The organism is Streptomyces sp. W1SF4 (assembly GCF_003950035.1).
GTDB lineage: Bacteria > Actinomycetota > Actinomycetes > Streptomycetales > Streptomycetaceae > Streptomyces > Streptomyces racemochromogenes.
The window spans coordinates 2,814,928-2,839,559 of sequence record NZ_CP034350.1 but is presented as its reverse complement, the minus strand read 5'-3'; the positions used below and the strand labels follow the sequence as shown (position 1 = coordinate 2,839,559).

The following is a 24,632-nucleotide window of genomic DNA, read 5'->3' as shown; positions in this document are numbered from 1 at the left end:
TCCTTCGGGATGAAGACAGGGTCTTGGCTGGGAGCCGTTCGGTTTCCCACTGTTGTCAGGCGCCGTGGCACTCCGCGTAGGGCTTGCCTGAGGTGCACCAGCAGGGGGACGTGGGGGTGGGGGGCCAGGGGGTGGCTTTGCCTCGGGCGGCCAGGGTGGTGGCGTATTCCGGGAGGAGGGCCGGGGAGGCCGGGGAGGTTTTCTCCGAGGCCGCGAAGGCTTCGTACGAGGGGACGCTGCCCGTCACGATGCCGAGGTTCGTGGTGCCGGAGGCTGACAGGGCGCGGAGGGAGGATTCCACGGACTGGAGGTGGGCTTCCCGGGTGGGGTACTCCGTCGCGAGGGTGGGGTAGCTGGTGAGGAGCTCGGACAGTTCGCGGGCCGGCCAGTGCAGGATCGCCACCGGGAAGGGGCGGGACAGGGCGGCGCGGCGGTCGCCGAGTTCGGCGCGGAGGCGGGCGATCTCGGCGCGGAGTTCGGCAGGGTCTTCGGAGCCCAGGGCCCAGATGCGCTTCGGGTCGTGGAGTTCGTCCAGCGGGATCGGGCCTGTGTGGCGGGTGTCGGCCACCATGTCCCAGTCGTCGTGGGGGAGTCCGAGGAGCCTGCGGACGCGGTGGCGGCCCGTCAGGAGTGCGGTGGTGGCGTGGGTGAGGGGGGTGTCCTCCGAGGTGAGGAGGGTGGCCGCCTCCGTGAAGCACTCGTGGGAGGACTCGAGTTCGTCGTGGGATTCCAGGGCCTCGGCGATGACTTCCCAGGGTGCCGGGTCCGTGGGGGCGGCGGCGCGGATGCCGGAGATCAGGGCACGGGCCTCGGCCTCGTGGCCGTACTCCCACAGGTTCGCGGCCTGGAGAGCCTTGATCAGGTGGGGGTTGGCGGGGGAGGAGGAGAGGAGCTGGTCGTAGAGGGCGCTCGCGCGTTCCCGGGCGTCGGCCAGTTCGAGGTGGGCCGCGGCCTGGAGGAGCAAGGGCTCCTGGTCCTCGGGGTAGCGGGTCGCCGTGCGGATCAGACGCTCGGCTTCGGCGGTGTGCTCGGCAGGCGTGTCGGGGCGCATGGTTCACACCGTACTGCTGCTGGTCAGTTGAGGGGGGAGGTCTTAGGGTGCCCGCCGTGCGGGATCGCGTGCGGGTGGTGGTGCAGAGGGGCGGCCGGCCGGTGGGGCGGGCGGGTCTGGTGCGGCTGTGGTGGGTGGGTGGCGAGGTGCTCACCACGGTGGGTGTGGTGGTGGCGCTGCTGGTCGTGCACCAGGTGTGGTGGACCAACCGGCAGGCCGCGGCGGCCGCGCAGGAGCAGGTCCAGGTGTTGGAGGAGGGGTGGGGGAGGTCCGGGGGCGTCGTCGCGTCCGAGTCCCCTTCCGGGGATGGGGCCGGGGCTCCGGCGGGCGACGGGGGTGGGGATCCGGTCGTTGTCGAGGGTGGGTCCAGCGGTCCTCCGGTGGCGCCTGCTCCGGGGAAGGGCCGCGGGGCGGCCTCGCCGTCGCCGCCACCCGGGGGGAAGGCTCCGGCGGGCCGGGTGCCGGCGCGGGACGAGGCGTACGCGGTGTTGCGGATTCCGCGGATCGGGCTCGCCGTGCCCGTCGCCGAGGGGGTGGACAAGCGGGCCGTGCTGGACAAGGGGTACGCCGGCCACTACGCGGGGACCGCGCAGCCCGGTGCGGAGGGGAACTTCGCGCTCGCCGGGCACCGGAACACGCACGGGGAGCCGTTCCGGTACCTGAACCGGCTGCGGGACGGGGACGAGGTGTACGTCGACGTGCGGGGGCGGCGGTACGTGTACGTGGTGGGGAAGGTGCTGGCGGAGACGAGCCCGGGGGACGTGGGGGTCATCGCTCCGGTGCCGCGGAGCGGGGTCAAGCCCGGGTACGGCTATGAGGTGGCCGGCTCCTACATCACGCTGACCACGTGCACGCCCGAGTACAGCTCCAGGTACCGGATGGTGGTGTGGGGGGCCCTCAAGACCGTTGTCAGTGCGGAGCATTAGTATCGGGCGTGGGTTCGACTTTCGAGGAGGGGGTGGGGATGGTGTTCGAGCGGTTCGTCCGTGCGCGGTCCTTCTTCGTCTCCTCCGTCCTGTCGTCCTCGCGCGTGGTGCGGGTGCTCGTCGCGCTGTTGCTGCTCGGCGGGTTCCTCGGGCTGGTGTCCGGGGACGCGGGGCTGGCCGCCGGGGTGGTCGTGCTGGCCGCCGCCGTCGCCGTGGGGGCCGCCGTACTGGCCGCGTCCCTCGTACGGCCCGTGCCGCCGCACCGAATACGTACCGCGATCCGTGATCGCGAGCAGCGCACGGCGTTCCTGCCGCAGCGCGATCCCGACGCCTCGGGCCGGTCGCGGCCCAGGGCACCCGGCCGTCCGGTCCTGACGGCCGCGTAGGGGCGCGCAGTGCCTCCTGCCTTCTGCTGACCGATCGCTGTTGTCGCCCCTCGCGGGTCGTCACGCCGAAATGCACCTCTTTCGACGTTTGACGAGACCCCTCGGAGGGCCCGCGTGTCCGTTTTCACTGATCTTGTCGTCGAGCTGGGCCGGCTTCTGGAGCCGGTGCTGGCCGAGTCCGCGACCGCTGCCGCGATCGTGCTGTTCACCGTTCTCGTACGGCTGGCCCTGTACCCGCTGGGCCGTGCCGCGTTCCGTGCGGCGACGCCGGCGGCCGGCTGCCTGCCCATGCTGCTGCAGCTGCCGGTGTTCTACCTGATGTACCGGTCGTTCTCCTCGGGCGGGGAGCTGCTCGGGCACCGGCTGTTCGCCGCGCCGCTCGGGGCCCGCTGGACGGGGGCGCTGGAGGAGGGCGGCCCGTTCGGAGCGCAGGGGCTGGTGTTCCTCGCGCTGTTCGCCGCCATCGCGGTGGTGGCCGCCTGGAGCGCGGTGCGGGGGCGGCGGGCTGCCGCGGCCGCGCCCGTGCCCGCGCCCGTGCCGGTGCCGGTCGGTGGGAAGGGGGCTTCGCCGGCGCTGAGTGCCGAGCAGGTGGAGGCGATGCGGAAGCTGGGCGGCGTAGTGCCCCTGCTGTCGTTCGGGACGCTGGTGACCGCGGCCGTGGTCCCGCTGGCCGCCGGGCTCTACCTGCTGACCACCACCGCCTGGTCGGTCGGGGAGCGGGCCTGGCTCCAGTACCGGAAGGAGAGCGCCGCGCGTTCCAGTCTGTGAACGGGGTCTTGCGGATTGGCCGGACTTCTTGGAGGATCAGCCAATCCTCCGATGGCCGCAACCCATCGGCCGGCCCGTGCCGTGCCCGTTCCACCGGCATGCCCATGGGTCGACCACCCACGACCACGGGAGAATGCCCATGAAGCTGCTGCGTGTCGGACCCGCCGGGTCGGAGCGCCCCGCGCTGCTCGACCAGGACGGGACCCTGCGGGACCTGTCCGGCCTGATCACGGATGTGGACGGCGCCCTGCTGTCCGACGAGTCCGTACTGTCCCGGGTACGGGAGGCCGCGGAGGGCGGCGAGCTGCCGGTCCTGGACGCCGAGGGGCTGCGGATCGGCTCCGCGGTCGGCCGGATCGGCAAGGTCGTGGGCATCGGGCTGAACTACTTCGGGCACGCGGCCGAGATCGGTGCGGAGCCGCCGGCCGAGCCGATCCTGTTCCTGAAGGCCGCGGACACCGTGGTCGGCCCCGACGACACCGTGCTCATCCCGCGCGGCAGCGTGAAGACCGACTGGGAGGCCGAGCTCGGCGTCGTCATCGGCAGCACCGCCCGCTACCTGGGCTCCGCCGAGGAGGGTCTGGCGCACGTGGGCGGCTACGTGCTGGTCAACGACGTGTCGGAGCGCGAGTTCCAGATCGAGCGCGGCGGCACCTGGGACAAGGGCAAGAACTGCGAGACCTTCACTCCGCTCGGCCCGTGGCTGGTCACAGCCGACGAGGTCCCCGATCCGCAGGTCCTGGACGTCAAGCTGTGGGTCAACGGCGAGCTCAGGCAGGACGGCAACACCGCCGACCAGATCTTCCCGGTCGGCGAGGTCGTGCGGTACCTGAGCCAGTTCATGACCCTGTACCCGGGCGACGTCATCGTCACCGGCACCCCGGCCGGCGTGGCCATGGGCCAGCCGGAGCCGAAGCCGTACCTGCGGGCCGGCGACGTGGTGGAGCTGGAGATCGAGAAGCTCGGCCGGCAGCGGCAGGAGTTCAAGAGCGCGTAGTGCGCGCAGCCCGCGCAGCCCGCGCAGCCCGCACTGTGCGCGTTGGGCGGGAGTGCGGGGAGGGGCGGGCTGCCGGTGGCGGCCCGCCCCTCCCCGTGTGCGTGACGGTGGAGCGGTGCCGGTCAGCCCTCGGCCGAGGCGCGCCGACGGCGGTTGGCGACGACCAGGCCGGCGCCCGCGGCGAGCGCGGCGGCGCCGGTGCCGGCGATCCACGTCTCGGAGCCGGCGCCCGTGCTGGCGAGCGGGGTGGAGCCGGAGCCGCCGGCCGGGGTGGCGTTGGCGTTGCCGCCGGTGCCCTTGGCGACGGCGGGCTGGACCACGCCGGCGGTGCCGGTGCCCGCGCCCGTGCCGGTGTTCGTGCCGGTTCCGGTGCCGCCCGTGGTGCCCGAGCCGCCGGTGTGGCCGGCGGCCTTGTCCTTGGCGCGCGCCACGTGCTGGCCGGTCTTGAGGAACTCCGTGCGGTCCGCCGCGGTGCCCTTGAGGGCGGCGAGGGCGGCCTTCTTCAGCTCCGGGCCGGCGTTGGCGACCATCCTCGCGATGTCGACCCTGTTGTCGTCGTCGCGGAGCAGGTGCTGCTCGTTCTTCACGAACTCGCGCAGCTGCTCGGGGGTCGGGTTGCTCTCGAGGAGCTTGATGATCCCCTCCTTCAGGCCCGGCCCCGCGTCCTTCAGCATGCCGAGCAGCGCGACCCGGTCGTCCTCGGCGCGGACCTTGTGCTGGCCGGTGGCGACGAACTCGCGGATCTGCTCGCGCGTGCCGTGGCTCATGAGGTCGTTGACGGCCTGGGTGATGCCCCGGCCGGCGCCGTTCAGCATGCGCATCATCTCGACGCGGTCGTCCTCGAGGCGGGCCACGTGCTGGCCGTTCTTGAGGAACTCGGTGAAGGCGTCCTGGTTGTTCTTGAGCAGGGCCTCCTTGGCCGCGGCCTTCACGGCCTTCCCGCCGACGTCGATGATCTTCGAGATCCGGACGTAGTCGTCGTCGAACTGCTGCCGTGCGTACTCGACGTTCAGGAAGTGCCGCACGGCGTCGGCGTCGCCCTTGAGCGCCTTCGCGGCGGCCTCGCGGACGCCGGGGCCGCTCGCCGGGTCGTTCAGGATCTGCTGTACCCGGGCCCGCTCCTGGGCTGCCGGGTCCTCGGCCGGGGTCTTCGCCGGGGTCGTCGTGGGCTGCGCGCCGCCCTGCGGGTCCTGGTCGGGCGCGGTCGGCGACGACGGGGCCGTCGCCGACGAGGCGTCGGCCGCGAAGGCGGGCGAGGAGAGCAGGACAGCCGGGGCGATCGCGGCGGTGGCCACGACGGACGCGATCCGGGGCAGCTTCACAGGCAGGGTTTCCGTTCTTCACACGTGTGATGATCAACAGCCCGTGCAGGATAGATCGCGATTCGGTGCTCAATGCATCGATTTTCCGACAAAGGCCGGTCACGCCGGGCGGATCACATCTCCACGGTCACCCCCTCGAGGGAGGACCTGCGGGCCGCCTCCAGTACCGCCAGGCAGCGTGCCGCCTCCTGCGCGGTGACCGGCGCCGGGCCGCCCGTCCGCAGCGCCGCCGCGACGGCGGCGTAGTACGCGGGGTAGTCCCCGGGAGAAGTGCGCACCGGGATTCCGCCGCCGGTCAGGGGGGACTCGCCGGAGCCCAGCCGCCCCCACAGGTGCTCGGGCTCCTCGCCCCAGGGCTGCGCGCCGGGGTCGCCGCCGCCCGGCCGCAGGCCCTCGCGCAGGGCGGCCTCCTGGGGGTCCAGGCCGTACTTGACGTAGCCGGCGTGCGAGCCGAGCACGCGGAACCGCGGGCCGAGCTGGGCCGCGGTCGCGCTGACGTAGAGGTGGGAGCGGACACCGTTCGCATGCGTGATCGCGATGAACGTGTCGTCGTCGGCCTCCGCGGCCGGGCGGCGCACATCGGTCTCCGCGTAGACGCGCACCGCCGGGCCGAAGAGCACCAGCGCCTGGTCGACGACGTGGCTGCCGAGGTCGTACAGCAGGCCGCCGATCTCCTCCGGGGCCCCGGACTCCCTCCAGCCGCCCTTGAGCTGCGGCCGCCAGCGCTCGTAGCGGGACTCGAAGCGCTGGACCTCGCCGAGCTCGCCGTCGGCGAGGAGGCGGCGCAGGGTGAGGAAGTCGTTGTCCCAGCGGCGGTTCTGGAAGACGGAGAGGAAGGTCCCCGTGCGCTCCGCGAGCGCGGCCAGTCCGTACGCCTCGGCGGCGGTGGCGGCCAGCGGCTTGTCCACGACCACGGGGATGCCGGCGGTGAGGGCGGTGGTGGCGAGGGGCACGTGGGTCTTGTTGGGGGAGGCGACGACGACCAGGTCGGGCGCGTCCGGCCGCTGCCACAGCTCGTCGGCGGAGGCGGCGATGCGGACGCCGGGGTGGGCCTCGCGCGCCTGGGCCTGCCGGCCGGGATCGGAGGTGACGACGGTGTCGAGGAGGAGGCCGTCGGTCGCGGACACGAGCGGGGCGTGGAAGACGGAGCCGGCGAGTCCGTAGCCGATGAGCGCTACGCGCAGCGGGGAGGAGGGGGAGGCGGGGGAGGAGGCGGAGGCCGGGGAGGGGGTGGCGTTCATGGGGACACTTTGGCAACAGCGTTGTGTAAGTGCAAGGAGGGTGGACAATGGGCTGGTGAACAGGGGCGAGGGCGGGAGCGGGCGTGGCGGGGCGAACCTGCCGGCGCTGCGCGGGCACAACGAGGCGCTGCTGCTGGACCTGCTGCGCGCCGCGGGGGCGCCGGGGCTGGGCCGCGCCGAGCTCGCGGCGCGTACGGGGCTCACCCCGCAGGCCGTCAGCAAGATCACCGCCCGGCTCGTGGCGGAGGGGCTCGTGGCCGAGGCCGGCCGCGGCCCCTCGACCGGCGGCAAGCCGCGCACGCTGCTGCGGCTGGTGCCCGGGGCCCGGCACGCGGTCGGGGTGCACCTGGACCGCGACGAGCTGAGCGCGGTCCGCGTCGACCTGGCGGGCGGCGTGGTCGCGCGGTGGAGCGGGCCGCTGGACTTCGGGGCCGGCCCCGGGGCGGTGGTGGATTGCGTCGTACGAGCGGTCGCGCGGGTGTCCGGAGAGGCGGGGGCGGGGCCGCCGCTGCTCGGGGTGGGCGCCGCCGCGCCGGGCCCGCTGGACTGGCGGAGCGGGGTGCTCGGGAGGGTGACGGGGTTCCCGGACTGGGCGGGGTACCCGTTGCGGGAGGTGCTGGCGGGGCGGCTGGGGCTGCCGGTGGTGCTGGACAAGGACACCAACGCCGGGGTCGCGGCGGGAGCTCCGGGGGATCCCGGGGCTCCGGGCGGGCCGGGCTCCGGCACGACGGTGTACCTCCACGTCGGCAGCGGGCTCGGCGCCGGGCTGCGGATCGACGGGGCGGTGCACCGGGGGGCGCGCTCGGCGGCGGGGGAGTTCGGCCACCAGGTGCTGCGGCTGGACGGGCCGCCGTGCCGGTGCGGCGGGCGCGGGTGCCTGGAGGTGCTCTGCCTGGCGGCGGTGGCCCGGGGCGACGTGGCGGAGGCGGCGCGGATCCTGGGGGAAGGGGCGGCGAATCTGGCCGCGCTGCTGGACGTGGACCGGATCCTGCTCGGTGGCCGGGTGGTGGACGTGGACCCGGAGCCCTTCGTGGCCGGGGTCCGCGCGGTGCTGGCGTCCCGCGTCCTGCTGGAGCGCCCGCCGTCGGTCGAGCCGTCCCCGGCCGGGGTCGCGGAGGGGGCGGCGGCGCTGGTGCGGGGGCGGGTGTTCGGGTGGGCCTGACCCTGGCCTGGCCGGCGGGGTGCGGGGGGCTGCGCCGGGGCCGGGCCTTGGCGGGGCCGGGCCGGCGGGCCGGGCGGGGTGGGCCGCTGCGCGGGGCGGGATCCCCTACCCGCCCTTCCACCGTTCCTCGGGGCTCCGCCCCGAACCCCGCACCTCAAACGCCGGTGGGGCTGGATGGGGGGCTTCGCCCCGAGGCCCGCGCCTCAAATGCCGGTGGGGCTGGATGGGGGGCTCCGCCCCGAGCCCCGCACGTCAAACGCTGGTGGGGCTGGATGGGGGGGGCTTCGCCCCGAGGCCCGCGCCTCAGGCGCCGGTGGGCTGGATGGGGGCTCCGCTCTGAGCCCCGCGCTTCAAGTGCCGGTGGGGCTGGGTGGGGGCTTCGCCCCGAACCCCGCACCTCAAATGCCGGTTGGGTTGGAGGGGGGCTCCGCCCCCCCCCCGAGCCCCCCGCCTCAGGCGCCGGTGGGGGGGCTTCGCCCCGAGTCCCGCGCCCCGCGCCTCAGGCACCGGTGGGGCTGGACCGGTGGCTCCGCCCCGCGCCCCGCGCCCCAGGCGCCGGTGGGCTAGATCGGGGGCTCCGGGCCCCGCGCGTCGGGGGCCCGGTTTGACCCCGGCCGCCGTTCGGGCGTAAACCGGCAGGGTTCGCGCGTGGGGTGCGGGGCCCGGGGTGCGGGGTCGTGGCAGGGTGCGGACAAGGGGCGGGGTGATTGTCGCCTCGTCCGAACATCGTTCTGGTTCGTTGCCTTCCGTACCGTCCGGCGAGCAGCAAAGGGTCCTCCATGCGACTGCGCGACACCCGCAACGCCCTTGCCCTCACCGCCCTCCTGCTCGCCCTCGGCGCCCCCACCGCCACCGCCGACATCGGCAACGGCGGCGGTGCCCGACCCGCCCCCGCGCTGCCCTCCCGGGCGCACGCCACCTGCGGCGACGGCAAGGCCACCGCCTTCCCCATCGGGGCGCGGATCCGGGGCGGGCCGGCGGTCTACCGGGCCGGTGCCGGGCCGCAGAGCTGGCTGCTGGACCTGACCAACACCACCAGCGGTACCTGCACGGCCATCCACCCCGTGGTCGTCTTCACCGACCCCGCCCGGGCCCTGCGCCCCGCCCACCTCAAGATGGAGTTCGACGCGCCCGGCGGCCCCTACCCCGTCACCCTGGAGCGCTCCGACCGCGGCGAGATCATCGCCGTGTTCGACGGCGGGAGCAGGTTCTCCGGCCTGTCGGTCCCGGCCGGGGGTTCGGCCACCGTCAAGGTGCGGCTCGCCTTCGCCCCCGACGCCCCCCTCGGCGAGGTCGTCGCCGACGCCGCGCTGGTCCAGCGCCAGGCCGACGACGGCGAGTGGGTCGGCGAGGCCGGCGGGTACCGCTTCACGGTGCAGGGGCCGCAGGACCCGGCCGAGGCGGGCTCGCTCGCGCACACCGGTCCCCGCGAGTGGGCCTACGGCGGGATGGCCGTCGCGGCGCTCGCCGCCGGGGGCGGGCTGCTGCTCGGGGCGCGGAGGATCAGGGCGTCGGCGTGACCGTCGTCGGCGTGACCCGCGTCGGCGTGACCCCTCGGCGTGACCGTCGTCGGCGTGACCCTTCGCCGTGACCCTTCGCCGTCCCCGTCGGCATGACCCGTCGGCGTAACCAGACCCCGTACGCGTAGCCAGGCCCGTACGCCTGACCAGGCCCCTGCGCGTAACCCCGCCCCGTACGCGTAGCCCGCCCGCCCCGTACACCTGCCCCGCGTACAGTCCGAGCGTGGAAGACCAGAACACGCCGCCCCACCGCCCCGGCTCGCCCGTCCGCTCCGGCATCCCCGAGCACGGCCGCATCCCCAAGTACTACGCCGTCAAGGCCCGCATCGCCGACCTCCTCGACGAGCTCGGCGAAGGCGGCCTGCTGCCCACCGAGCGCGATCTCGCCGAGCGGTACGAGGTGGCCCGCGAGACGGTACGCCAGGCCCTGCGCGAGCTGCTGCTCGAAGGCCGGCTGCGCCGTTCCGGACGCGGGACGGTGGTCGCCGGCCCCAAGCTGGAGCAGCCGCTCTCCCTCGCCAGCTACACCGAGGGGGTGCGCCGTCAGGGCCGGCGCCCGGGCCGCAACCTGATCGGCCTCGAGCGTTTCCCCTGCCCGCCCGACCTCGCGCCCGGCATCGGCGCCGAGGCGGGCGAGCCCGTCTGGCACCTGGAGCGGGTGCTGCTCGCCGACGACGAGCGCGTCGGGCTGGAGAGCACGTACATCCGGGTTGCCCGGGTCCCCCGCCTCGACGTCGATTTCAAGCCGGACTCCTCCTTCTACGGCTACCTCCACGACAGCCTCGGCATCTCCTTCGGGGACGCGGACGAGAAGCTGGAGACCGTCCTCGCCACCCCCCGCGAGGCCCTGCTGATCGGCACCCCGCCCGCGCTCCCGATGCTCCTCATCCACCGCTTCTCGCGGGACCGGGACGGTCGGCCGCTGGAACGGGTGCGTTCGCTCTACCGTGGCGACCGGTTCAGCTTCACGACCCACCTGCGGCCCGAATAGCCCGGCGAGTCCCGCTCGAATCCCCGTCAATCGGACAAACAGCGGCCCACTCGCATCACGGAACGATAACGGGTCTAGTCCAAGCGTCGAGGGCTGTTCACTGCCCCGTCGCCCACGCGATCCCCCCGGGTCACCGGTCGCGCCGACCGTGGACGCCGTGAGAGTCATAGTCGTCGGAGGCGGCGTGGTCGGCACCATGCACGCCTGGCAAGCAGTCCAACGCGGCCACGAGGTCGTCCAGATCGAGCGCGAGGCCGAGGCGCGCGGCGCCTCACTGCGCAATTTCGGCCAGATCTGGGTCAGCGGCCGGGCCGGGGGCGAGGAGCTCGACACCGCCCTGCGCGCCCGGGAGCTCTGGGAGCGGATCGGCGCGGAGGTGCCCGGCCTGGGCTTCCGCGCCATCGGCTCCCTCACCCCCGTACGCAACGCCCGCGAGTACGCGGTCGCCGAGGCGGCCGCCGCCCGCCCCGACGCCGCCGCCCGCGGCTACGAGCTGGTCTCCGCCGCCGAGGCACGGGCGGTCAACCCGGCCCTGCGCGGGGCCTTCGAGGCCGCCCTGTGGTGCGAGCGCGACGCGGCCGTCGAACCGCGCACCGCCCAGCTCCACCTCCGCGAGGCCCTCCGCGCCTCCGGCCGCTACACCTTCGTCCCCGGCCGCGAGGTGCGCGACCTGGCCGGCCCGGGCGCGGTCCGGGACGACCACGGCGACGTCCACCGCGGTGACGCCGTCGTCCTCGCCACCGGCGCCTGGCTGTCCGGCCTGGTCCGCGAACTCGCCCCCGAACTGCCCGTCCGCCGCGTCCGGCTCCAGATGATGCAGACCGCCCCGCTGGGCGAGCCGCTCACCACCTCCGTCGCCGACGCCGACAGCTTCCGCTACTACCCCGCCTACCGCGGCGACGCGCTCGACGTCCTCAACGCCGAGCAGGCGCAGACACCCGTCGCCGCCGCGCACAGGATGCAGCTGCTGATGGTCCAGCGCCTCGAAGGCGGACTGACCATCGGCGACACCCACGAGTACGAGCACCCCTTCGCGTTCGACACCCTCGAAGACCCCTACGACCACCTCACCCAGGTCGTCGAGTCCTTCCTGGGCCGGCCCCTGCCGAAGATCAGGCACCGCTGGGCCGGCGTGTACGCGCAGTGCACCGACACCACCCGCGTCGTCCACCGCCAGCAGGTGGCCGACGGCGTCTGGCTGGTGACCGGACCCGGCGGCCGCGGCATGACCTGCTCGCCCGCCATAGCCGAGACCACCGCGAACGAACTGGGCTGGTGAACCGCATGACCGACAACGTGCCCGACAACATCCCCGACAACGTGCCCGGCAACGTCCCCAACGGCATCCTCGGCAACGTCCCCAGGAAGCTGGTCGTCCTCGACATGGCCGGCACCACCGTCGCCGACGGCGGTCTCGTCGAGCGCGCCTTCGAGCAGGCCGCCGCCCGCCTCGGCGTCGAACCGGGCACCCCCGGCCACGCCGAGAAGCTCCAGTACGTCCGCGACACCATGGGCGAGTCGAAGATCTCCGTCTTCCGCCACCTCTTCGGCACGCAGGAGCGCGCCCGGCTCGCCAACTCCGCCTTCGAGGAGGCGTACGCGGAACTCGTCGACGGCGGCCTCGTCGCCCCGCTCCCCGGCGCCCGCGCCGCCATCGAGGAACTCCGCGCCGCCGGCCACACCGTCGCCCTGACCACCGGCTTCGCCCGCGTCACCCAGGACGCCATCCTCGACGCCCTCGGCTGGCGCGACCTCGCCGACCTCACCCTGTGCCCCGCCGACGCGGGCGGCCGCGGCCGCCCCTACCCGGACATGGTGCTGGCCGCGTTCCTGCGCACCGGCGCCGTGGCCGACGTACGCGACACCGTCGTCGCCGGCGACACCGCCTACGACATGCTCAGCGGCCGCCGCGCCGGCGCCGGCACCGTCGCCGGGGTCCTCACCGGCGCTCACGACCGCGCCACGCTGGCCGGACACGGCGCGACCCACGTACTCGGCTCCGTCACCGAGCTCCCCGCCCTCCTCGCCCCGCTCGCGGAGCCGTCGTGAGCGGCATCCGCTTCGACTCCGTCTCGGTCGCCTACCACGGCACCACCGTCCTGGACTCCCTCGACCTGACCGTCGAGCCCGGCGAGGTCATGGCCCTCCTCGGCCCCTCCGGATCCGGCAAGACCACCGCCCTGCGCGCGGTCGCCGGTTTCGTCCGGCCCGCCTCCGGGCGGGTGCTGCTCGGCGGCAGGGACGTCACCGCCCTGCCGCCGCACAAGCGCGGCATCGGGATGGTCGTCCAGCAGTACGCGCTCTTCCCGCACATGCGCGTCGAGGACAACGTCGCGTTCGGGCTCAGGGCGCAGAAGGCCCCCAAGGCGGAGGTCCCCGCCCGTGTCGCCGAGGCGCTGGAGATGACGGGGATGGCCGCCTACGCCCGCCGCTACCCCCGCGAACTGTCCGGCGGCCAGCAGCAGCGCGTCGCCATCGCCCGCGCCCTCGCCATCCGTCCCGGCGTCCTCCTCCTGGACGAGCCGCTCTCGGCCCTCGACGCCCAGTTGCGGTCCGGGATGCTGGCCGAGCTGGCCCGGCTGCACCGCGAACTGCCCGAGGTGTCCATCCTGTACGTCACCCACGACCAGGTCGAGGCGCTGACGCTGGCCGACCGGATCGCCGTCATGGACCGGGCCCGCCTCCAGGACTGCGGCACCCCGCAGCAGCTGTACCGGGCGCCGCGCACCGAGTTCACCGCGTCCTTCGTCGGCAACGCCAACCTGCTGCCGGTGACGGTGGCCGACGGCGGGGCCGTCTTCGCGGGCCGCCCGCTGGCCCTCGACGCCGGGCCCGCGGCCCCGGGCTCCACCGCCACCCTGTGCGTACGCCCGCACCTGCTTGGACTCGGCGAGGGGCCGAACGCCCTGCGCGGCACGATCACCGAGGTGCAGTGGCGCGGCTCGACGCACCGGCTGTACGTGGACGTGGGCGGGCACCGGGTGAAGGCGGACCTGCCCGAGCTGAGGGAGACCCCGGCGCTGGGCGACGAGGTGACCCTGCACTTCGAGCCCCGCGACGCGGTGCTGCTGGCGGCGGGGGTCTGTGATGGCTGAGGCCACCTCGCCGGCCCCCGCCCGGCACGCCCCCGCTCCGCCGGCCCCCGCTCCGCCGGCCCCCGGCCCCGGCCCGGACACCCCCGGCGCCGGCCCCGACCCGCGGCTGAGCCTGCCCCGCGCCGTCTGGGCGCTGCCCCCGGTGGTGGTGCTGGCGCTGGTGTTCCTCTACCCCCTCGCGCTGGTCGTCCGGCAGTCCTTCACCCCCGAGAACGGCGGCGGCGCCCTAGACGCCTACTCCGCCGTCTTCGCCTCGAACGCCTTCCGCGAGGCCCTCGGCACCACCGTCTGGCTGGCCGTCGGCGCCACCGCCGGCTGCCTCCTCCTCGGCTTCACCCTCGCCCTGGTCATCGCGTTCGTACCGTTCCCCGGGGCCAGGGCCGTCGCCAAGTTCATCGACGTCTTCCTCTCCTTCCCCTCCTTCCTCATCACCCTCGCCCTGCTCTTCATCTACGGCACGGTGGGCATGGCCAACGGCGTCTGGACCGGCGTCCTCGGCGTCTCCGAGGGCCCCTTCCACTTCCTCACCACTCCCTGGGGCGTCCTCCTCGCGGAGATCACGTACTTCACCCCCTTCGTGATGCGCCCGCTGCTCGCCGCCTTCTCCCAGCTGGACACCGCTCAGCTGGAGGTCGCCGCGGGCCTCGGCGCCCGCCCCGCCCGGATCGTCCGGCAGGTGATCCTCCCCGAGGCCCTGCCCGCCCTGGCCGCCGGCGGCAGCCTCGTCCTCGTCCTGTGCCTCAACGAGTTCGGGATCGTCCTGTTCACCGGGGCCAAGGACGTCACGACCCTGCCGATGCTCGTCTACGGCAAGGCGATCCTCGAATCCGACTACGCGGCCGCCTGCGTGGTCGCCGTCGTCAACATCGCGATATCCGTCGGCCTGTTCGGCCTCTACCGGGTGGTGGGCAAGCGTGCTGGTGCATAGCAAGGGCGGCCGCTGGGCCGCCTGGGGCCTGTTCGGCGTCCTCTTCCTGCCCCTCTTCGCCCTGCCCCTCCTCGTGGTGGTGGCCGCCTCCTTCGCCACCCACTGGTCCGGGGCCCTTCCCTCCGGCCCGACCACGGCGAACTACGCCGCGGCCGTCCGCGGGGAGTCCCTCCAGGCCCTGACCACCTCCCTGGCCACCGCCCTGGCCGCGAGCCTGCTCGCGCTGACCGTCGGCACCTGGGCCGCGCTGGCCGCCGCGTCCCTCGGCCGGCGCGGCAAGCGGTGCCTGGACGCCCTGTTCGTGCTGCCCGTCGCCGTGCCGTCCGTGGTCGTCGGACTCGCCGTGCTCGTCGCCTTCAGCCGGCCGCCCGTCCTCCTCAACGGCACCGGCTCCATCGTCGTCCTGGCGCACACGGTCCTCGTCACGGCGTTCGCCTACCAGTCGGTTTCCGCGGCCATCGTCCGTCTCGACCCCGCGTACGAGCAGGCCGCGGCCTCCCTGGGCGCCCGTCCCGGCCGCGTGCTGTGGCGGATCCGCCTCCCGCTCCTGCTGCCGTCCCTCACCGCGGCCGCGGGTCTGTGCTTCGCCCTCTCCATGGGCGAGCTGAGCGCCACGATGATGCTCTACCCGCCGGACTGGATGCCCCTCCCGGTCCGGATCTTCACCGCCACCGACCGCGGTTCGCTCTTCGCCGGCTCCGCCGTCGCCGTGGTCCTGATGGCCACCACCCTGCTGGTGCTGCTGGCCGTCTCCCGCGTCCGCACCCGCGCCTCCTACCGCTGACTCCCTCCGGTAACCCCGCCCCCGCCGACCCCCCTCCGGTGTCCCCGTCCCCCGCAGACTCCCTTTCCCCGTAAGGAAGTTCCATGACCGGCACGTCCACGTCCACGTCCACGTTCACGCTCCGCACCGCCGCCGCCCTCACCGGCGGCCTCGCCCTCGCCGCCTCCCTCACCGCCTGCGGCGGCGGATCCACCCCGGCCGCCGACGCCGGGGACGGCGGCGAGAAGGTGGTCACCGTCTACAGCGCCGACGGACTCAAGAGCGACAAGGGCGACGGCTGGTACGACAAGGTCTTCGCCGAGTTCACCAAGAAGACCGGCATCGAGGTCAAGTACGTCGAGGGCGGCTCCGGCGAGATGGTGCAGCGCGCCGTCCGCGAAAAGACCAACACCCAGGCCGACGTACTGATCACGCTGCCCCCCTTCATCCAGCAGGCCGACGGAAAGGGGCTGCTCCAGGCGTACGCCCCGCAGGGCTCCGACCAGGTCAACGGGGCCGACAAGGCCGCCGACGGCAAGTGGACCTCCGTCGTCAACAACTACTTCGGCTTCGTCTACAACAAGAAGGAACTCGGCCAGGCGCCCAAGACCTGGGAGGAGCTGCTCGACGCCAAGTACAAGGGCAAGCTCCAGTACTCCACCCCGGGTGTCGCGGGCGACGGCACGGCCGTCCTGATCAAGTCGATGCACGACTTCGGCGGCAAGGAGCCGGCGCTGGAGTACCTGAAGAAGCTCCAGGCCAACAACGTCGGCCCGTCCTCCTCCACCAGCAAGCTCGCGCCGAAGACCGACAAGGGCGAGCTGCTCGTCGCCAACGGCGACGTCCAGATGAACTTCGCGCAGTCCAAGTCCATGCCCAACCTGGGCATCTGGTTCCCCGCCAAGGACGGCGGCAAGCCCACCACCTTCGCCCTGCCCTACGCAGCCGGCCTGGTCGCCAAGGCCCCGCACGCCGAGAACGGCAGGAAGCTCCTCGACTTCATGCTCGGCGAGGAGGCGCAGAAGCAGGTCAGCGAGATCGGCGGCGGCTTCCCGGCGCGCGCCGACGTCAAGCCGACCGACGCCAACGCCGTCGAACTCACCAGGCTGATGGCCGGAGTCGAGGTCTTCCAGCCGGACTGGGCCGACATCGACAAGAACCTCACCGCCCACGTCGACGCGTGGAAGTCCGCGACCGGCAGCTGAGACGTAACCCGGCGGCCACCCACGGCCGCGACAGTCACCAGTACATAACGGGTCTGGACCGAAGGTCGCTCCCTGCGGTCCGGGCCCGCCGCACGTCCGCGTGCACGCACCCACTCCGCAGGTTCCCGCTCGATCCGCCGCGCCTTCCCCGACGCTCCTGGAGGAGCACGTGTCCACTGTCCCGCCCGGACGCACCCTCGCCGTGGCCGCCACCGCCACGGTCCTGCTCGCCACCACCCTCGGCCTCGGCGCCACCGCCTGGGCCGCCCCCCACCCCACCGACCCCGCGAAGGCGGCGGCCGAGGCCGCTGCCAAGGCCGCCGCCTCCGCCCCGGCCCCCGCCGCGGCGCAGGCGAACACCGACAAGGTGCTCGTCATCGGCCTCGACGGTGTCGTCCTCGACCGCGTCAAGGCCGCCAACGCCCCCCACCTGGGCGGCCTGATGGCCGAGGGCCTCACCGCCCGCAGCACCCTCTACGCCAACCCGATGGCCGCCACCTCCTCCGGCCCCGGCTGGTCCACCATCGCCACCGGCGTCTGGCCCGACAAGCACGGCGTGAAGGACAACTCCTTCACCGGCAAGAACTACGGCGCCCACCCCGACTTCCTGACCCGCGCCGAGAACGCCAAGCCGTCCCTCAACACCTACGCGGCCGCCGACTGGGAGCCCATCACCTCCACCGACCAGAACGGCCCGGTCTTCTCCGCCAAGGTCGACAAGCGGCTCTCCCTCAAGGGCGACCGCGACGGCTACGGCAACGAGGACCCGAAGATCGCCGCGGCCGCCTCCGCCGAGCTGCGCGACGGCAACCCCGACGCCGCCTTCGTCTACCTCGGCCAGGTCGACTCCGCCGGCCACTCCTACGGGGCCGCCAGCCAGCAGTACCTCGACGCCATCGGCCGCGTCGACACCCTCGTCGGCCAGCTCCTCACCGCCGTCAAGAACCGCCCGACGTACGCCCAGGAGAACTGGAAGATCCTGGTCACCACCGACCACGGGCACACCGACGGCGGCGGCCACGGCGGCTCCACCATCCAGGAGCGCGGCACCTTCGTCATCGCCAGGGGGGCGGGCATCCCGGCCGGTTCCGTGCGCGAGGACGTGCGCCTCGTCGACGTCGCCGCGACCGCGCTCGCCCAGCTCGGCGTCAGCACGGCCGCCCTGGACGGCGTACCGCTGGCGAGCCCGGACGGCGACCCCTTCGACACGCTGCGCCCGAGCCTCCAGGCCCGCGTGGACGAGACCGGGATCCCCGTCGGCACCAAGGGCTTCACGCATACCCCGCCCGCGGGCTGGTCCGTCGACAACTCGAAGATGGGCACCGGCGGAGTCACCGAATGGGCCGGCTGGGCCTTCGCCACCGACGAGTTCTGGAGCCAGGCGCAGCGCGACCAGTGGCGCGAGCTGAACGTCCGCTCCCGCGACGTGTTCGCCGTCGCCGACTCCGACGAGTGGGACGACAAGGCCCACACCGGCACCTTCGACTCCACCCTGATCACCCCCAAGTGGGCGGTCACCGGCGGCACCACGCGCACCCTGGACTTCCGGACGCACTACCGCCACGAGGCCGGCCAGACCGCGCAGGTCCTCGTCTCGTACGACGGCGGCGCCCCGGCGGTGGTGAAGACGTACACCGCCGACGCCGTCGCCAGGGCGGAGTCCCTCCAGCTCCAGGTCCCCGCCGGTGCCACGGACGTCCAGGTCCGCTTCCGCTACAGCGGCAGCAACAACTGGTACTGGACCGTGGACGACGTCCGCCTCGGCCAGTAGTCCCCGGCCGGTACGTCCGGGCCGTGGACGCCCCCCGCGTCCGCGGCCCGCGCCCGCTAGGGTGGTGGTACAGACCACAGACCCACAGGTCAGCGGCCACCAGAGCGGAGAGAAGTCAGTGGCGGAGCGCAAGCCGATCGAATCCTGGCTCACCGACATGGACGGCGTCCTCATCCACGAGGGCACCCCGATCCCCGGTGCGGACGCCTTCATCAAGCGGCTGCGCGATTCCGGCAAGCCCTTCCTGGTGCTGACCAACAACTCCATCTACACCCCGCGCGACCTGCAGGCCCGGCTGAGCCGGATGGGCCTGGACGTGCCCGTCGAGAACATCTGGACCTCGGCGCTCGCCACCGCCAAGTTCCTCGACGACCAGCGCCCGGGCGGCACCGCGTACGTCATCGGCGAGGCGGGCCTGACCACCGCCCTGCACGACATCGGCTACGTCCTGACCGACCACGAGCCCGACTACGTGGTCCTCGGGGAGACGCGGACCTACTCGTTCGAGGCCATGACGAAGGCGGTCCGGCTGATCAACGGCGGCGCCCGCTTCATCTGCACCAACCCGGACGAGACCGGCCCCTCCACCGAGGGCCCCCTCCCGGCGACGGGGGCGGTCGCCGCGCTGATCACCAAGGCGACCGGCAAGAAGCCGTACTTCGCGGGCAAGCCGAACCCGCTGATGATGCGTACGGGCCTCAACGCCATCGGCGCCCACTCCGAGACCAGCGCGATGATCGGCGACCGCATGGACACCGACGTGCTGGCCGGCCTGGAGGCGGGCATGCAGACCTTCCTCGTGCTGACCGGTCTGACCACGGCCCAGGACACCGAGAGGTTCCCCTACCGGCCCACCAAGACCGTCGACTCCATCGCCGACCTGGTCGACCTGGTCTAGCCGCCCGCGGCCGCGCGTTAGCGCGTACGGCTGACACGTACGGGCCAAGAGAGCGCCGCTCCGGATGCGGAGCGGCGCGCCGCGCGTGAATCTCCTTGTTGAGGAGGTTCACCATGCGCTGTTCTCTGATCGCTCTCCGTGTCGCAGGGGCCGCCGTCGCCCTGACGGCGTTCGCCGCCGTGACCGCCCCCGCCGCCCTCGCGAACGAGTGGGACCGCGGCGGCGTCTCGGCGGAACCGAACCCGGCCGACCCGGGGGCGCACGTCAAGATCCGCGTCCGGGGCTGCGACGGCGACTGGGGGGTGGCCCGTTCGCCCGTCTTCGTCTCCGACGCCCGGCTCTTCCCGGGGCACGGCGACGGCCGGACCCTCCATGGCGAGGCGAAGATCCGCCCGCACGCCGACCCGGGCTGGCACGAGATCCGGATCAAGTGCGAGGGCGCCGACGGCCTGCGCGGCTCCATCGAGATCCGCCGCGACCACCACCGCCCCGACCCGCACCACTCGCCGGTCTGGCCGGTCCACGCGGGCGGCGGCGGGATGTCCGCCGAGGTCGCGGAGACGACCCGGCTGGCGACGGCCGCGAAGAAGAGCCACGGCGGCGACGGTCCCGGGCTGCCCCACACCGTGATCGGCGCCGTCCTCGCCGCCGCGGCCACCCTGGCGGTCGCCGGCCGGGCCATCACCCTGCGCCGCCGCCGCAACGGCGGATGAGCGAGCCCAGGGCCTCCGCGGGCGGCCGGCTGCTGACCTTCGCCGCCTGGACGGTGCTGGTGATGGGCCTGTGGCTGTGGGGCAAGGAGATCACCGGGGTTCCGCCCGCCGCGCCCGCCGGGCAGCAGGCCGCCGGGCAGTCGGGGCCGGCCCTCCCGGCCGCGCGGGCCCCGCTGTCCGGGGCGATGCCCGCGCGGGTCGACGTACCGGACCTGGGGGTCCGGGCGCCGGTGATCGCGCGGGGCCTCGACGCGCAGGGGGCGATCGACCCGCCGCCGTACGAGCTCCCGGGCACGGTGGGCTGGTGGGGGGCGGGCCCCGCGCCCGGGGCGGCGGGTGCGGCGCTGATGGTGGGGCACGTGGACACGAAGTCCAAGCCGGCCGTCTTCTACGGCCTGAGCACGCTCAAGCCGGGCCAGAAGATCCGCGTGGCGCGGGCGGACGCGACGGTCGCCGAGTTCACGGTGGAGGACGTACGCGTCTACGAGCGCGCGGGCTTCGACCCGCACGCGGCGTACGGCCCCCGGGTGAAGGGCCGGGCCGAACTGCGGCTCGTGACCTGCGGCGGGAACTACGACAAGACGGCCCGGCAGTACTCGGCGAACGTGGTGGTCTCCGCGTACCTGACGGGGGCGGGCGCGGTCGCGGGGACGGGCGCGGCCGCGGTCTGACCCGTCCGGACCGGGGAACGGAGCCGGGGGCGATTCGGAAACGATTCCGGAAACGAAGAAGTCCCCCGCAGCTTTCGCTGCGGGGGACTTCTCCTCGTCTGTGCGCCGCCAGGGACTCGAACCCCGGACCCGCTGATTAAGAGTCAGCTGCTCTAACCAACTGAGCTAGCGGCGCTTGCTGACAGGGAAAACTCTACCCCACCTGCCGAGGTGCTCGTGACCAGCCGCGCCCGTGTTGTCCGATTAACCCATGTTTGGGGGTTTATCGTGCACGATATGTCTGGTCGAGCCGAATCTGATGCCCCGACAGATGCGTGCCCGGCCGACCAGTGGACGAGCAGGGGAGTGGACGGAACCGCATGACGATGCAGCCTCCGGTGCATGTGCAGATGCCGACGCCGCCGACGCCGATGACGATGCCGGTCTTCGAGGAGTACGAGCCCGCCGGCGACTGCGTGTGCCTCGGGTGCGCGCAGCGGCGCCGCACCCTCGCGCGCGGGCGGGCCATAGCGCTCCGGGACGGCGGTCACCCGGCCGCGCGCGGGGCGCGCCGGGCGCTGGTGCTGGCGACCGCGGCGGGGGTGGTGCTCGGCGGCGGCGGTTCGGCGGCGCTGGCCGCGGCCGGGAAGGTGCCGGGTCCGGGGCCGGTGGCGCTGGACGACCGCAACGGCTCCGACGGTCCGGGCACCCCGCAGGGCGGCCGGGCCCCGCTGCACGGACGCCCGGCCCCGGTCACGGGTCCGCGTCCGCCGTCCTCGGCGGCGGGCCGACCGGGCGCGCCGCCCGCGGTGCGGGCCATCGACCGGGCCACGATCATCAACCGGGCGAAGATCTGGCTGGACGCCCAGGTCCCCTACAGCATGTCCGAGTACTGGTCGGACGGCTACCGGCAGGACTGCTCGGGGTACGTCTCCATGGTCTGGAACCTCGGGACGAACGAGTGGACCGGCAGCCTCGACACCTTCGCCACGAAGATCACGAAGGAGGAGCTGCTGCCGGGGGACATGCTGCTCTTCCACAACCCGGCGGACCCGAACAACGGCTCGCACGTCGTCATCTTCGGCGGCTGGGCCGACGAGACGCGCACCCACTACGTCGCGTACGAGCAGACCCGCCCGTACACGCGGAAGCTGGCCACGCCGTACGGGTACTGGAAGAACTCGGAGAAGTACCTCCCGTACCGCTACAACGGCGTGACCACGGGGGTCCTCCCGGACGTGCCGGTTCCGGGCGCCCCGGCGGCGGGCACGGCGGCCTTCCCCGGCGCGGCGAAGTTCGGCCCGGGCGCCGACAACGAGTACGTCACCGAGCTGGCCAGGATGCTGATCGGGCGGGGCGCCCTGCGGTTCTACCCCAAGGGGGCGAGCTCGAAGTGGAGCGAGGCCGACCGGCAGGCCACGCAGGCCTTCCAGCAGGCGCAGGGCTGGACGGGCGCCGACGCCGACGGCATCCCCGGCGAGCACACCTGGCGGCTGCTGGTGCAGCGCCAGGGCAACGACATCCCGCCGACGGGCCGGACGGCTCCGGGCACCGTGAAGCCGCCGAAGGCGCCGCCGGGGGCCCTGCCGGGTTCCGTCGGGGTGCCCGCCTATCCCGGGCCGCGGGTCTTCCGCCCGGGGCAGTCCCATCCGGCCGTACTCGCCCTCGGCCGCCGGCTGGTGCAGAAGGGCTTCGGCAAGTACTACACGTCCGGCCCGGGCCTGCGCTGGAGCGAGGCCGACCGCCGCAACGTCGAGGCCTTCCAGCGCGCCCAGGGCTGGCGCGGCGCCTCGGCCGACGGCTACCCGGGCCCGGAAACCTGGCGCCGGCTGTTCGCATGACGGAGGCAACGATGTACCCCACCCGCACCACCTTCACGACGGGCACCTGCCGGCTCCCCGCCGTTCCGCCTGCGGCGACGCTTGCGGAACCGGTCGCGGTGTACCGGGGCACCTGGGCCCCGCCCCCCACCACCCCGCCGCCGACGACGCAGCCCACCCTCGCCGGGCACCCGGCCGACCCCGCGCGGGCGCTGCCGACGGCCCCCGCCGGGCACCCCGCGCCGGGGGCGCAGCCGGCCCGGGCGGCCCTCGCCTGGCCGGCCACCCCCGCGCCGGCGGCGCAGCCCGCCGAGCCCGCGCGGACGCCGCAGCCGGCCCCTGCCGGGCATCCGGCCGGCCCGGCGGGTCCGGAGGCCCCGTCCGGGCACCCCGCCCCAGGGGTGGAGCCGGCCCGGGCGGCCGCACCCGGCCCGGCTGCTGCCGCCTGGCCGGCCACCCCCGCGCCGGCGGCGCAGCCTGCGCCCGCCGCACCTGCGCACCCGGCCGAGCCCGCCCGAGCGCGGACGCCGCAGTCGGACCCCGCCGGGCACCCCGTGCCGGGGGCGGAGCCCGCCCTGGCGGTCGTGCCCGGCCTGCGGGCCGAACCGTTGGCCTCCGTGCGCCCGGCGGCGCAGCCGGTCCCCGCCTGGCCGGCCGGCCAGGCGGCTCCGCAGCTCGGAGCCTGGGCGGCGCCGGCCCCCGCCGGGTACTCCGTGCCGGGTGCGGAGCCCGCCCGGGCAGCCGCAACCGAGCCGGCGGTCCCCGCCCGGGCAGCCGCAACCGAGCTGGCGGTCCCCGCCCGGCCGGTGGTGCAGCCGGCCGAGTCCGCGCGGATGCCGCAGCCGGCCCCTGTCGGCCCGGCGCCGGAGGTTGCCGCCTGGACGTCGGCGGCCCCCGCGCCGGCGCGCCCGGCCGCGCCCGGCACGCGGACCGGGCCGGTGGAGGCCGCCCCGGCGGCGACGCAGCCGTTCGGGGCCACCCGGTTCGGGTCCGGGGTCGCCGCCGCGCACCCGGTAGGCCCGGAACCGGCCGTGCCCGGGCCGGCGGCGGAGCACGCGCGGGGGGACGTGCCCGCCGCCCGGGGTCAGGGCGGGGACGGGGGCGGGGCCGGGATCCCGCACCCCACCCCCGAGCCCCCGTCCGGCGTGCCCGGGCCCGGGCCCGCCGAGATCGCCGCCCGGGCCGTCGCGCGCGGGATGCGCACCGAGGACCCCGGCCCGCGCGACGGCCTCCCGCGCCCCCCGCGCGGCAGCGGCACCGGCACCGCCGTCACGCAGGTCCCGCTGCACCTCCCGTTCCGCCCGCAGCCGCACGCCCCCGCCTCCCCGGCCGCCGCCCCCGTCGCCCGTGCCCCGAGGAAGCCGCCCGCCGGGCGCCGCGTGCCCCGGGGTGACGACCGGCTCCGGGAGCACCGCGGGCCCGTGCTGCCCGGCTGGATCGCGGTGCTGGTCGGCGGCTTCGCCCTCCTCGGCTGCGCGGCCGTGCTGTGGCGGGCCGGGGTGGTCCCCGCCGCCGTGGTCGCCGCCTTCGGGGCCACGCCCCGCGCCTACCAGGGGCTGCGCGCCGCGCACTGGCCCCCGCTCGCCTTCCTCGGCATCGTCACCCTCCTCGCGCTCGGCGGCCTCGGCCGGGCCAAGGCGGGCCACGCCTGGGTGCTCACCCTCTTCGGCCGTTACCGCGGCACGGTCCGGCGTACCGGCCTGACCTGGATCAGCCCGCTCCTGCTGCGCCAGCGGGTCGACGTCCGGCTGCGCCACTGGCGCAGCGAGCCGATGGCCGCCGTGGACTCCGGCGGCCTCGCCCTCCAGGTGGTGGTGCAGGTCGTCTGGCAGGTGAAGGACACGGCCAGGGCCACCCTCGCCGTCGAGGACCACATCGACTACCTGGCCGAGCAGGTCGAGTCGGCCATGGCCCGGGTGCTGTCCCAGCTGCCGGCCGACGCCTTCCACGAGGACGCCCCGACCCTGCGCGACGCCGAGGCCGTCGGCGACGCGCTGACCCGCATGGTGGCGGCCGAGACGGAGGCGGTGGGGATCGAGGTGTTCTCCGCCCAGCCCACCCGGATCGAGTACGCGCCGGAGGTCGCGGAGGCGATGCGCCGCCGCCGGGTCGCCGCGATCGACGCGAAGCACCGGGACACGGTGCTGACCTCGGTGGTCGACGCCGTGGACGACACGGTCCACCGGCTGACCTCGCGCGGCATCGTGGAGCTGGACGACTACGAACGCAAGGCCCTGGTGAAGGACCTCACCGTCGCCTTCTACACCGGGCGGTCCGACCAGTAGCGGCAGTCGCAGGGGTTGCACGGGAGTTCCACGGAGTTCCAGGCGGAGACGGGTGGCCGGTAATGACCGGACCACCCGTTTTCGCATTGGTATAGACATGGCCAACTCCCGTCAATACTGTGGGACTTGGTCTAGACCTA

At 74.5% G+C, this 24,632-nt stretch carries 22 protein-coding genes and 1 tRNA gene; 19 read left to right on the top strand and 4 right to left on the bottom strand.

All coding sequences use genetic code 11. The features are described 5' to 3' along the window. Nucleotides 1-55: 55 nt before the first annotated feature. On the bottom strand, nucleotides 56-1,051 hold the full coding sequence (locus D1J60_RS13180; RefSeq protein WP_125821235.1) for an SEC-C metal-binding domain-containing protein: 996 nt from the start codon (nucleotides 1,049-1,051) through the stop codon (nucleotides 56-58). A 56-nt stretch (nucleotides 1,052-1,107) separates the two neighbouring features. Between D1J60_RS13180 and D1J60_RS13175 the strand changes: the two genes are divergently transcribed. The 4 genes from D1J60_RS13175 to D1J60_RS13160 all read left to right on the top strand — a co-directional run bounded on the left by D1J60_RS13175 (nucleotide 1,108) and on the right by D1J60_RS13160 (nucleotide 4,128). Beyond that, entirely contained in the window at nucleotides 1,108-1,977 is an 870-nt protein-coding gene (locus D1J60_RS13175; RefSeq protein WP_345501397.1) for a class E sortase, read from the top strand. An 8-nt stretch (nucleotides 1,978-1,985) separates the two neighbouring features. After that, nucleotides 1,986-2,363: a DUF6412 domain-containing protein gene (locus D1J60_RS13170; RefSeq protein ID WP_241253245.1), complete on the top strand. Its 378-nt coding sequence runs from the start codon at nucleotides 1,986-1,988 to the stop codon at nucleotides 2,361-2,363. A 114-nt stretch (nucleotides 2,364-2,477) separates the two neighbouring features. Next, nucleotides 2,478-3,131 carry a YidC/Oxa1 family membrane protein insertase gene (locus tag D1J60_RS13165; RefSeq protein ID WP_125821233.1) on the top strand — a complete coding sequence of 218 codons (654 nt, stop codon included), beginning with the start codon at nucleotides 2,478-2,480 and terminating at the stop codon, nucleotides 3,129-3,131. 139 nt (nucleotides 3,132-3,270) lie between these two features. Then, nucleotides 3,271-4,128: a fumarylacetoacetate hydrolase family protein gene (locus tag D1J60_RS13160; RefSeq protein ID WP_125821232.1), complete on the top strand. Its 858-nt coding sequence runs from the start codon at nucleotides 3,271-3,273 to the stop codon at nucleotides 4,126-4,128. Between the two features lie 122 nt (nucleotides 4,129-4,250). Here the strand turns inward: D1J60_RS13160 and D1J60_RS13155 are convergent, their stop codons facing one another. Continuing rightward, entirely contained in the window at nucleotides 4,251-5,450 is a 1,200-nt protein-coding gene (locus D1J60_RS13155) for an ALF repeat-containing protein (RefSeq protein ID WP_125821231.1), read from the bottom strand. Nucleotides 5,451-5,563: 113 nt separating this feature from the next. Continuing rightward, entirely contained in the window at nucleotides 5,564-6,691 is a 1,128-nt protein-coding gene (locus D1J60_RS13150; RefSeq protein ID WP_125821230.1) for a Gfo/Idh/MocA family oxidoreductase, read from the bottom strand. Nucleotides 6,692-6,746: 55 nt separating this feature from the next. Between D1J60_RS13150 and D1J60_RS13145 the strand changes: the two genes are divergently transcribed. The 13 genes from D1J60_RS13145 to D1J60_RS13085 all read left to right on the top strand — a co-directional run bounded on the left by D1J60_RS13145 (nucleotide 6,747) and on the right by D1J60_RS13085 (nucleotide 20,408). Beyond that, complete coding sequence (locus tag D1J60_RS13145) at nucleotides 6,747-7,853, top strand: ROK family transcriptional regulator (protein ID WP_241253244.1); 1,107 nt, start codon at nucleotides 6,747-6,749, stop codon at nucleotides 7,851-7,853. 779 nt (nucleotides 7,854-8,632) lie between these two features. After that, nucleotides 8,633-9,373, top strand: a complete 741-nt coding sequence (locus D1J60_RS13140; protein WP_125821228.1) for a hypothetical protein — start codon at nucleotides 8,633-8,635, stop codon at nucleotides 9,371-9,373. Nucleotides 9,374-9,596: 223 nt separating this feature from the next. After that, on the top strand, nucleotides 9,597-10,364 hold the full coding sequence (locus D1J60_RS13135) for a GntR family transcriptional regulator (protein ID WP_125821227.1): 768 nt from the start codon (nucleotides 9,597-9,599) through the stop codon (nucleotides 10,362-10,364). A 157-nt stretch (nucleotides 10,365-10,521) separates the two neighbouring features. Then, the gene (locus D1J60_RS13130) at nucleotides 10,522-11,643 is read left to right on the top strand and encodes a TIGR03364 family FAD-dependent oxidoreductase (RefSeq protein WP_125821226.1); all 1,122 of its coding nucleotides are present in this window, start codon (nucleotides 10,522-10,524) and stop codon (nucleotides 11,641-11,643) included. 104 nt (nucleotides 11,644-11,747) lie between these two features. Further along, nucleotides 11,748-12,413, top strand: a complete 666-nt coding sequence (locus tag D1J60_RS13125) for an HAD family hydrolase (protein WP_241253552.1) — start codon at nucleotides 11,748-11,750, stop codon at nucleotides 12,411-12,413. Further along, nucleotides 12,410-13,459: an ABC transporter ATP-binding protein gene (locus D1J60_RS13120; RefSeq protein WP_125821224.1), complete on the top strand. Its 1,050-nt coding sequence runs from the start codon at nucleotides 12,410-12,412 to the stop codon at nucleotides 13,457-13,459. The genes D1J60_RS13125 and D1J60_RS13120 overlap by 4 nt, the downstream gene beginning before the upstream one ends. Further along, nucleotides 13,449-14,387, top strand: a complete 939-nt coding sequence (locus tag D1J60_RS13115; RefSeq protein WP_241253243.1) for a 2-aminoethylphosphonate ABC transporter permease subunit — start codon at nucleotides 13,449-13,451, stop codon at nucleotides 14,385-14,387. The genes D1J60_RS13120 and D1J60_RS13115 overlap by 11 nt, the downstream gene beginning before the upstream one ends. Next, nucleotides 14,374-15,171, top strand: a complete 798-nt coding sequence (locus tag D1J60_RS13110) for an ABC transporter permease subunit (protein ID WP_125821222.1) — start codon at nucleotides 14,374-14,376, stop codon at nucleotides 15,169-15,171. Before D1J60_RS13115 ends, D1J60_RS13110 begins: the two co-directional genes overlap by 14 nt. 83 nt (nucleotides 15,172-15,254) lie before the next feature. Next, nucleotides 15,255-16,355: a 2-aminoethylphosphonate ABC transporter substrate-binding protein gene (locus D1J60_RS13105; protein ID WP_125821221.1), complete on the top strand. Its 1,101-nt coding sequence runs from the start codon at nucleotides 15,255-15,257 to the stop codon at nucleotides 16,353-16,355. A 169-nt stretch (nucleotides 16,356-16,524) separates the two neighbouring features. Further along, nucleotides 16,525-18,126: an alkaline phosphatase family protein gene (locus D1J60_RS13100; RefSeq protein WP_125821220.1), complete on the top strand. Its 1,602-nt coding sequence runs from the start codon at nucleotides 16,525-16,527 to the stop codon at nucleotides 18,124-18,126. Nucleotides 18,127-18,244: 118 nt separating this feature from the next. After that, the gene (locus D1J60_RS13095) at nucleotides 18,245-19,024 is read left to right on the top strand and encodes an HAD-IIA family hydrolase (protein WP_125821219.1); all 780 of its coding nucleotides are present in this window, start codon (nucleotides 18,245-18,247) and stop codon (nucleotides 19,022-19,024) included. Nucleotides 19,025-19,137: 113 nt separating this feature from the next. After that, a complete protein-coding gene (locus D1J60_RS13090) occupies nucleotides 19,138-19,737 on the top strand; it encodes a hypothetical protein (protein ID WP_125821218.1) in 600 nt (199 codons plus the stop codon). Next, nucleotides 19,734-20,408, top strand: a complete 675-nt coding sequence (locus tag D1J60_RS13085; protein ID WP_125821217.1) for a class F sortase — start codon at nucleotides 19,734-19,736, stop codon at nucleotides 20,406-20,408. The genes D1J60_RS13090 and D1J60_RS13085 overlap by 4 nt, the downstream gene beginning before the upstream one ends. A gap of 101 nt (nucleotides 20,409-20,509) precedes the next feature. Here D1J60_RS13085 and D1J60_RS13080 read toward each other — a convergent pair. Then, nucleotides 20,510-20,583: transfer RNA gene (locus D1J60_RS13080), tRNA-Lys, on the bottom strand. Between the two features lie 235 nt (nucleotides 20,584-20,818). Between D1J60_RS13080 and D1J60_RS13075 the strand changes: the two genes are divergently transcribed. Together D1J60_RS13075 and D1J60_RS38035 are read left to right on the top strand one after the other, a co-directional pair. Further along, nucleotides 20,819-22,228, top strand: a complete 1,410-nt coding sequence (locus tag D1J60_RS13075) for a peptidoglycan-binding protein (RefSeq protein WP_125823999.1) — start codon at nucleotides 20,819-20,821, stop codon at nucleotides 22,226-22,228. A gap of 11 nt (nucleotides 22,229-22,239) precedes the next feature. Beyond that, a complete protein-coding gene (locus D1J60_RS38035) occupies nucleotides 22,240-24,492 on the top strand; it encodes an SPFH domain-containing protein (protein WP_241253242.1) in 2,253 nt (750 codons plus the stop codon). The last annotated feature ends 140 nt before the right edge of the window (nucleotides 24,493-24,632 follow it).

Excerpts from the sequence above, each read along its gene's own strand:
- D1J60_RS13180 (WP_125821235.1), bottom strand. The coding sequence starts at position 1,051 with ATGCGCCCCGACACGCCTGCCGAGCACACCGCCGAAGCCGAGCGTCTG.
- D1J60_RS13075 (WP_125823999.1), top strand. The coding sequence starts at position 20,819 with ATGACGATGCCGGTCTTCGAGGAGTACGAGCCCGCCGGCGACTGCGTG.
- D1J60_RS13150 (WP_125821230.1), bottom strand. The coding sequence starts at position 6,691 with ATGAACGCCACCCCCTCCCCGGCCTCCGCCTCCTCCCCCGCCTCCCCC.
- D1J60_RS13125 (WP_241253552.1), top strand. The coding sequence starts at position 11,748 with ATGGCCGGCACCACCGTCGCCGACGGCGGTCTCGTCGAGCGCGCCTTC.
- D1J60_RS13090 (WP_125821218.1), top strand. The coding sequence starts at position 19,138 with ATGCGCTGTTCTCTGATCGCTCTCCGTGTCGCAGGGGCCGCCGTCGCC.
- D1J60_RS13085 (WP_125821217.1), top strand. The coding sequence starts at position 19,734 with ATGAGCGAGCCCAGGGCCTCCGCGGGCGGCCGGCTGCTGACCTTCGCC.
- D1J60_RS38035 (WP_241253242.1), top strand. The coding sequence starts at position 22,240 with ATGTACCCCACCCGCACCACCTTCACGACGGGCACCTGCCGGCTCCCC.
- D1J60_RS13105 (WP_125821221.1), top strand. The coding sequence starts at position 15,255 with ATGACCGGCACGTCCACGTCCACGTCCACGTTCACGCTCCGCACCGCC.
- D1J60_RS13140 (WP_125821228.1), top strand. The coding sequence starts at position 8,633 with ATGCGACTGCGCGACACCCGCAACGCCCTTGCCCTCACCGCCCTCCTG.
- D1J60_RS13160 (WP_125821232.1), top strand. The coding sequence starts at position 3,271 with ATGAAGCTGCTGCGTGTCGGACCCGCCGGGTCGGAGCGCCCCGCGCTG.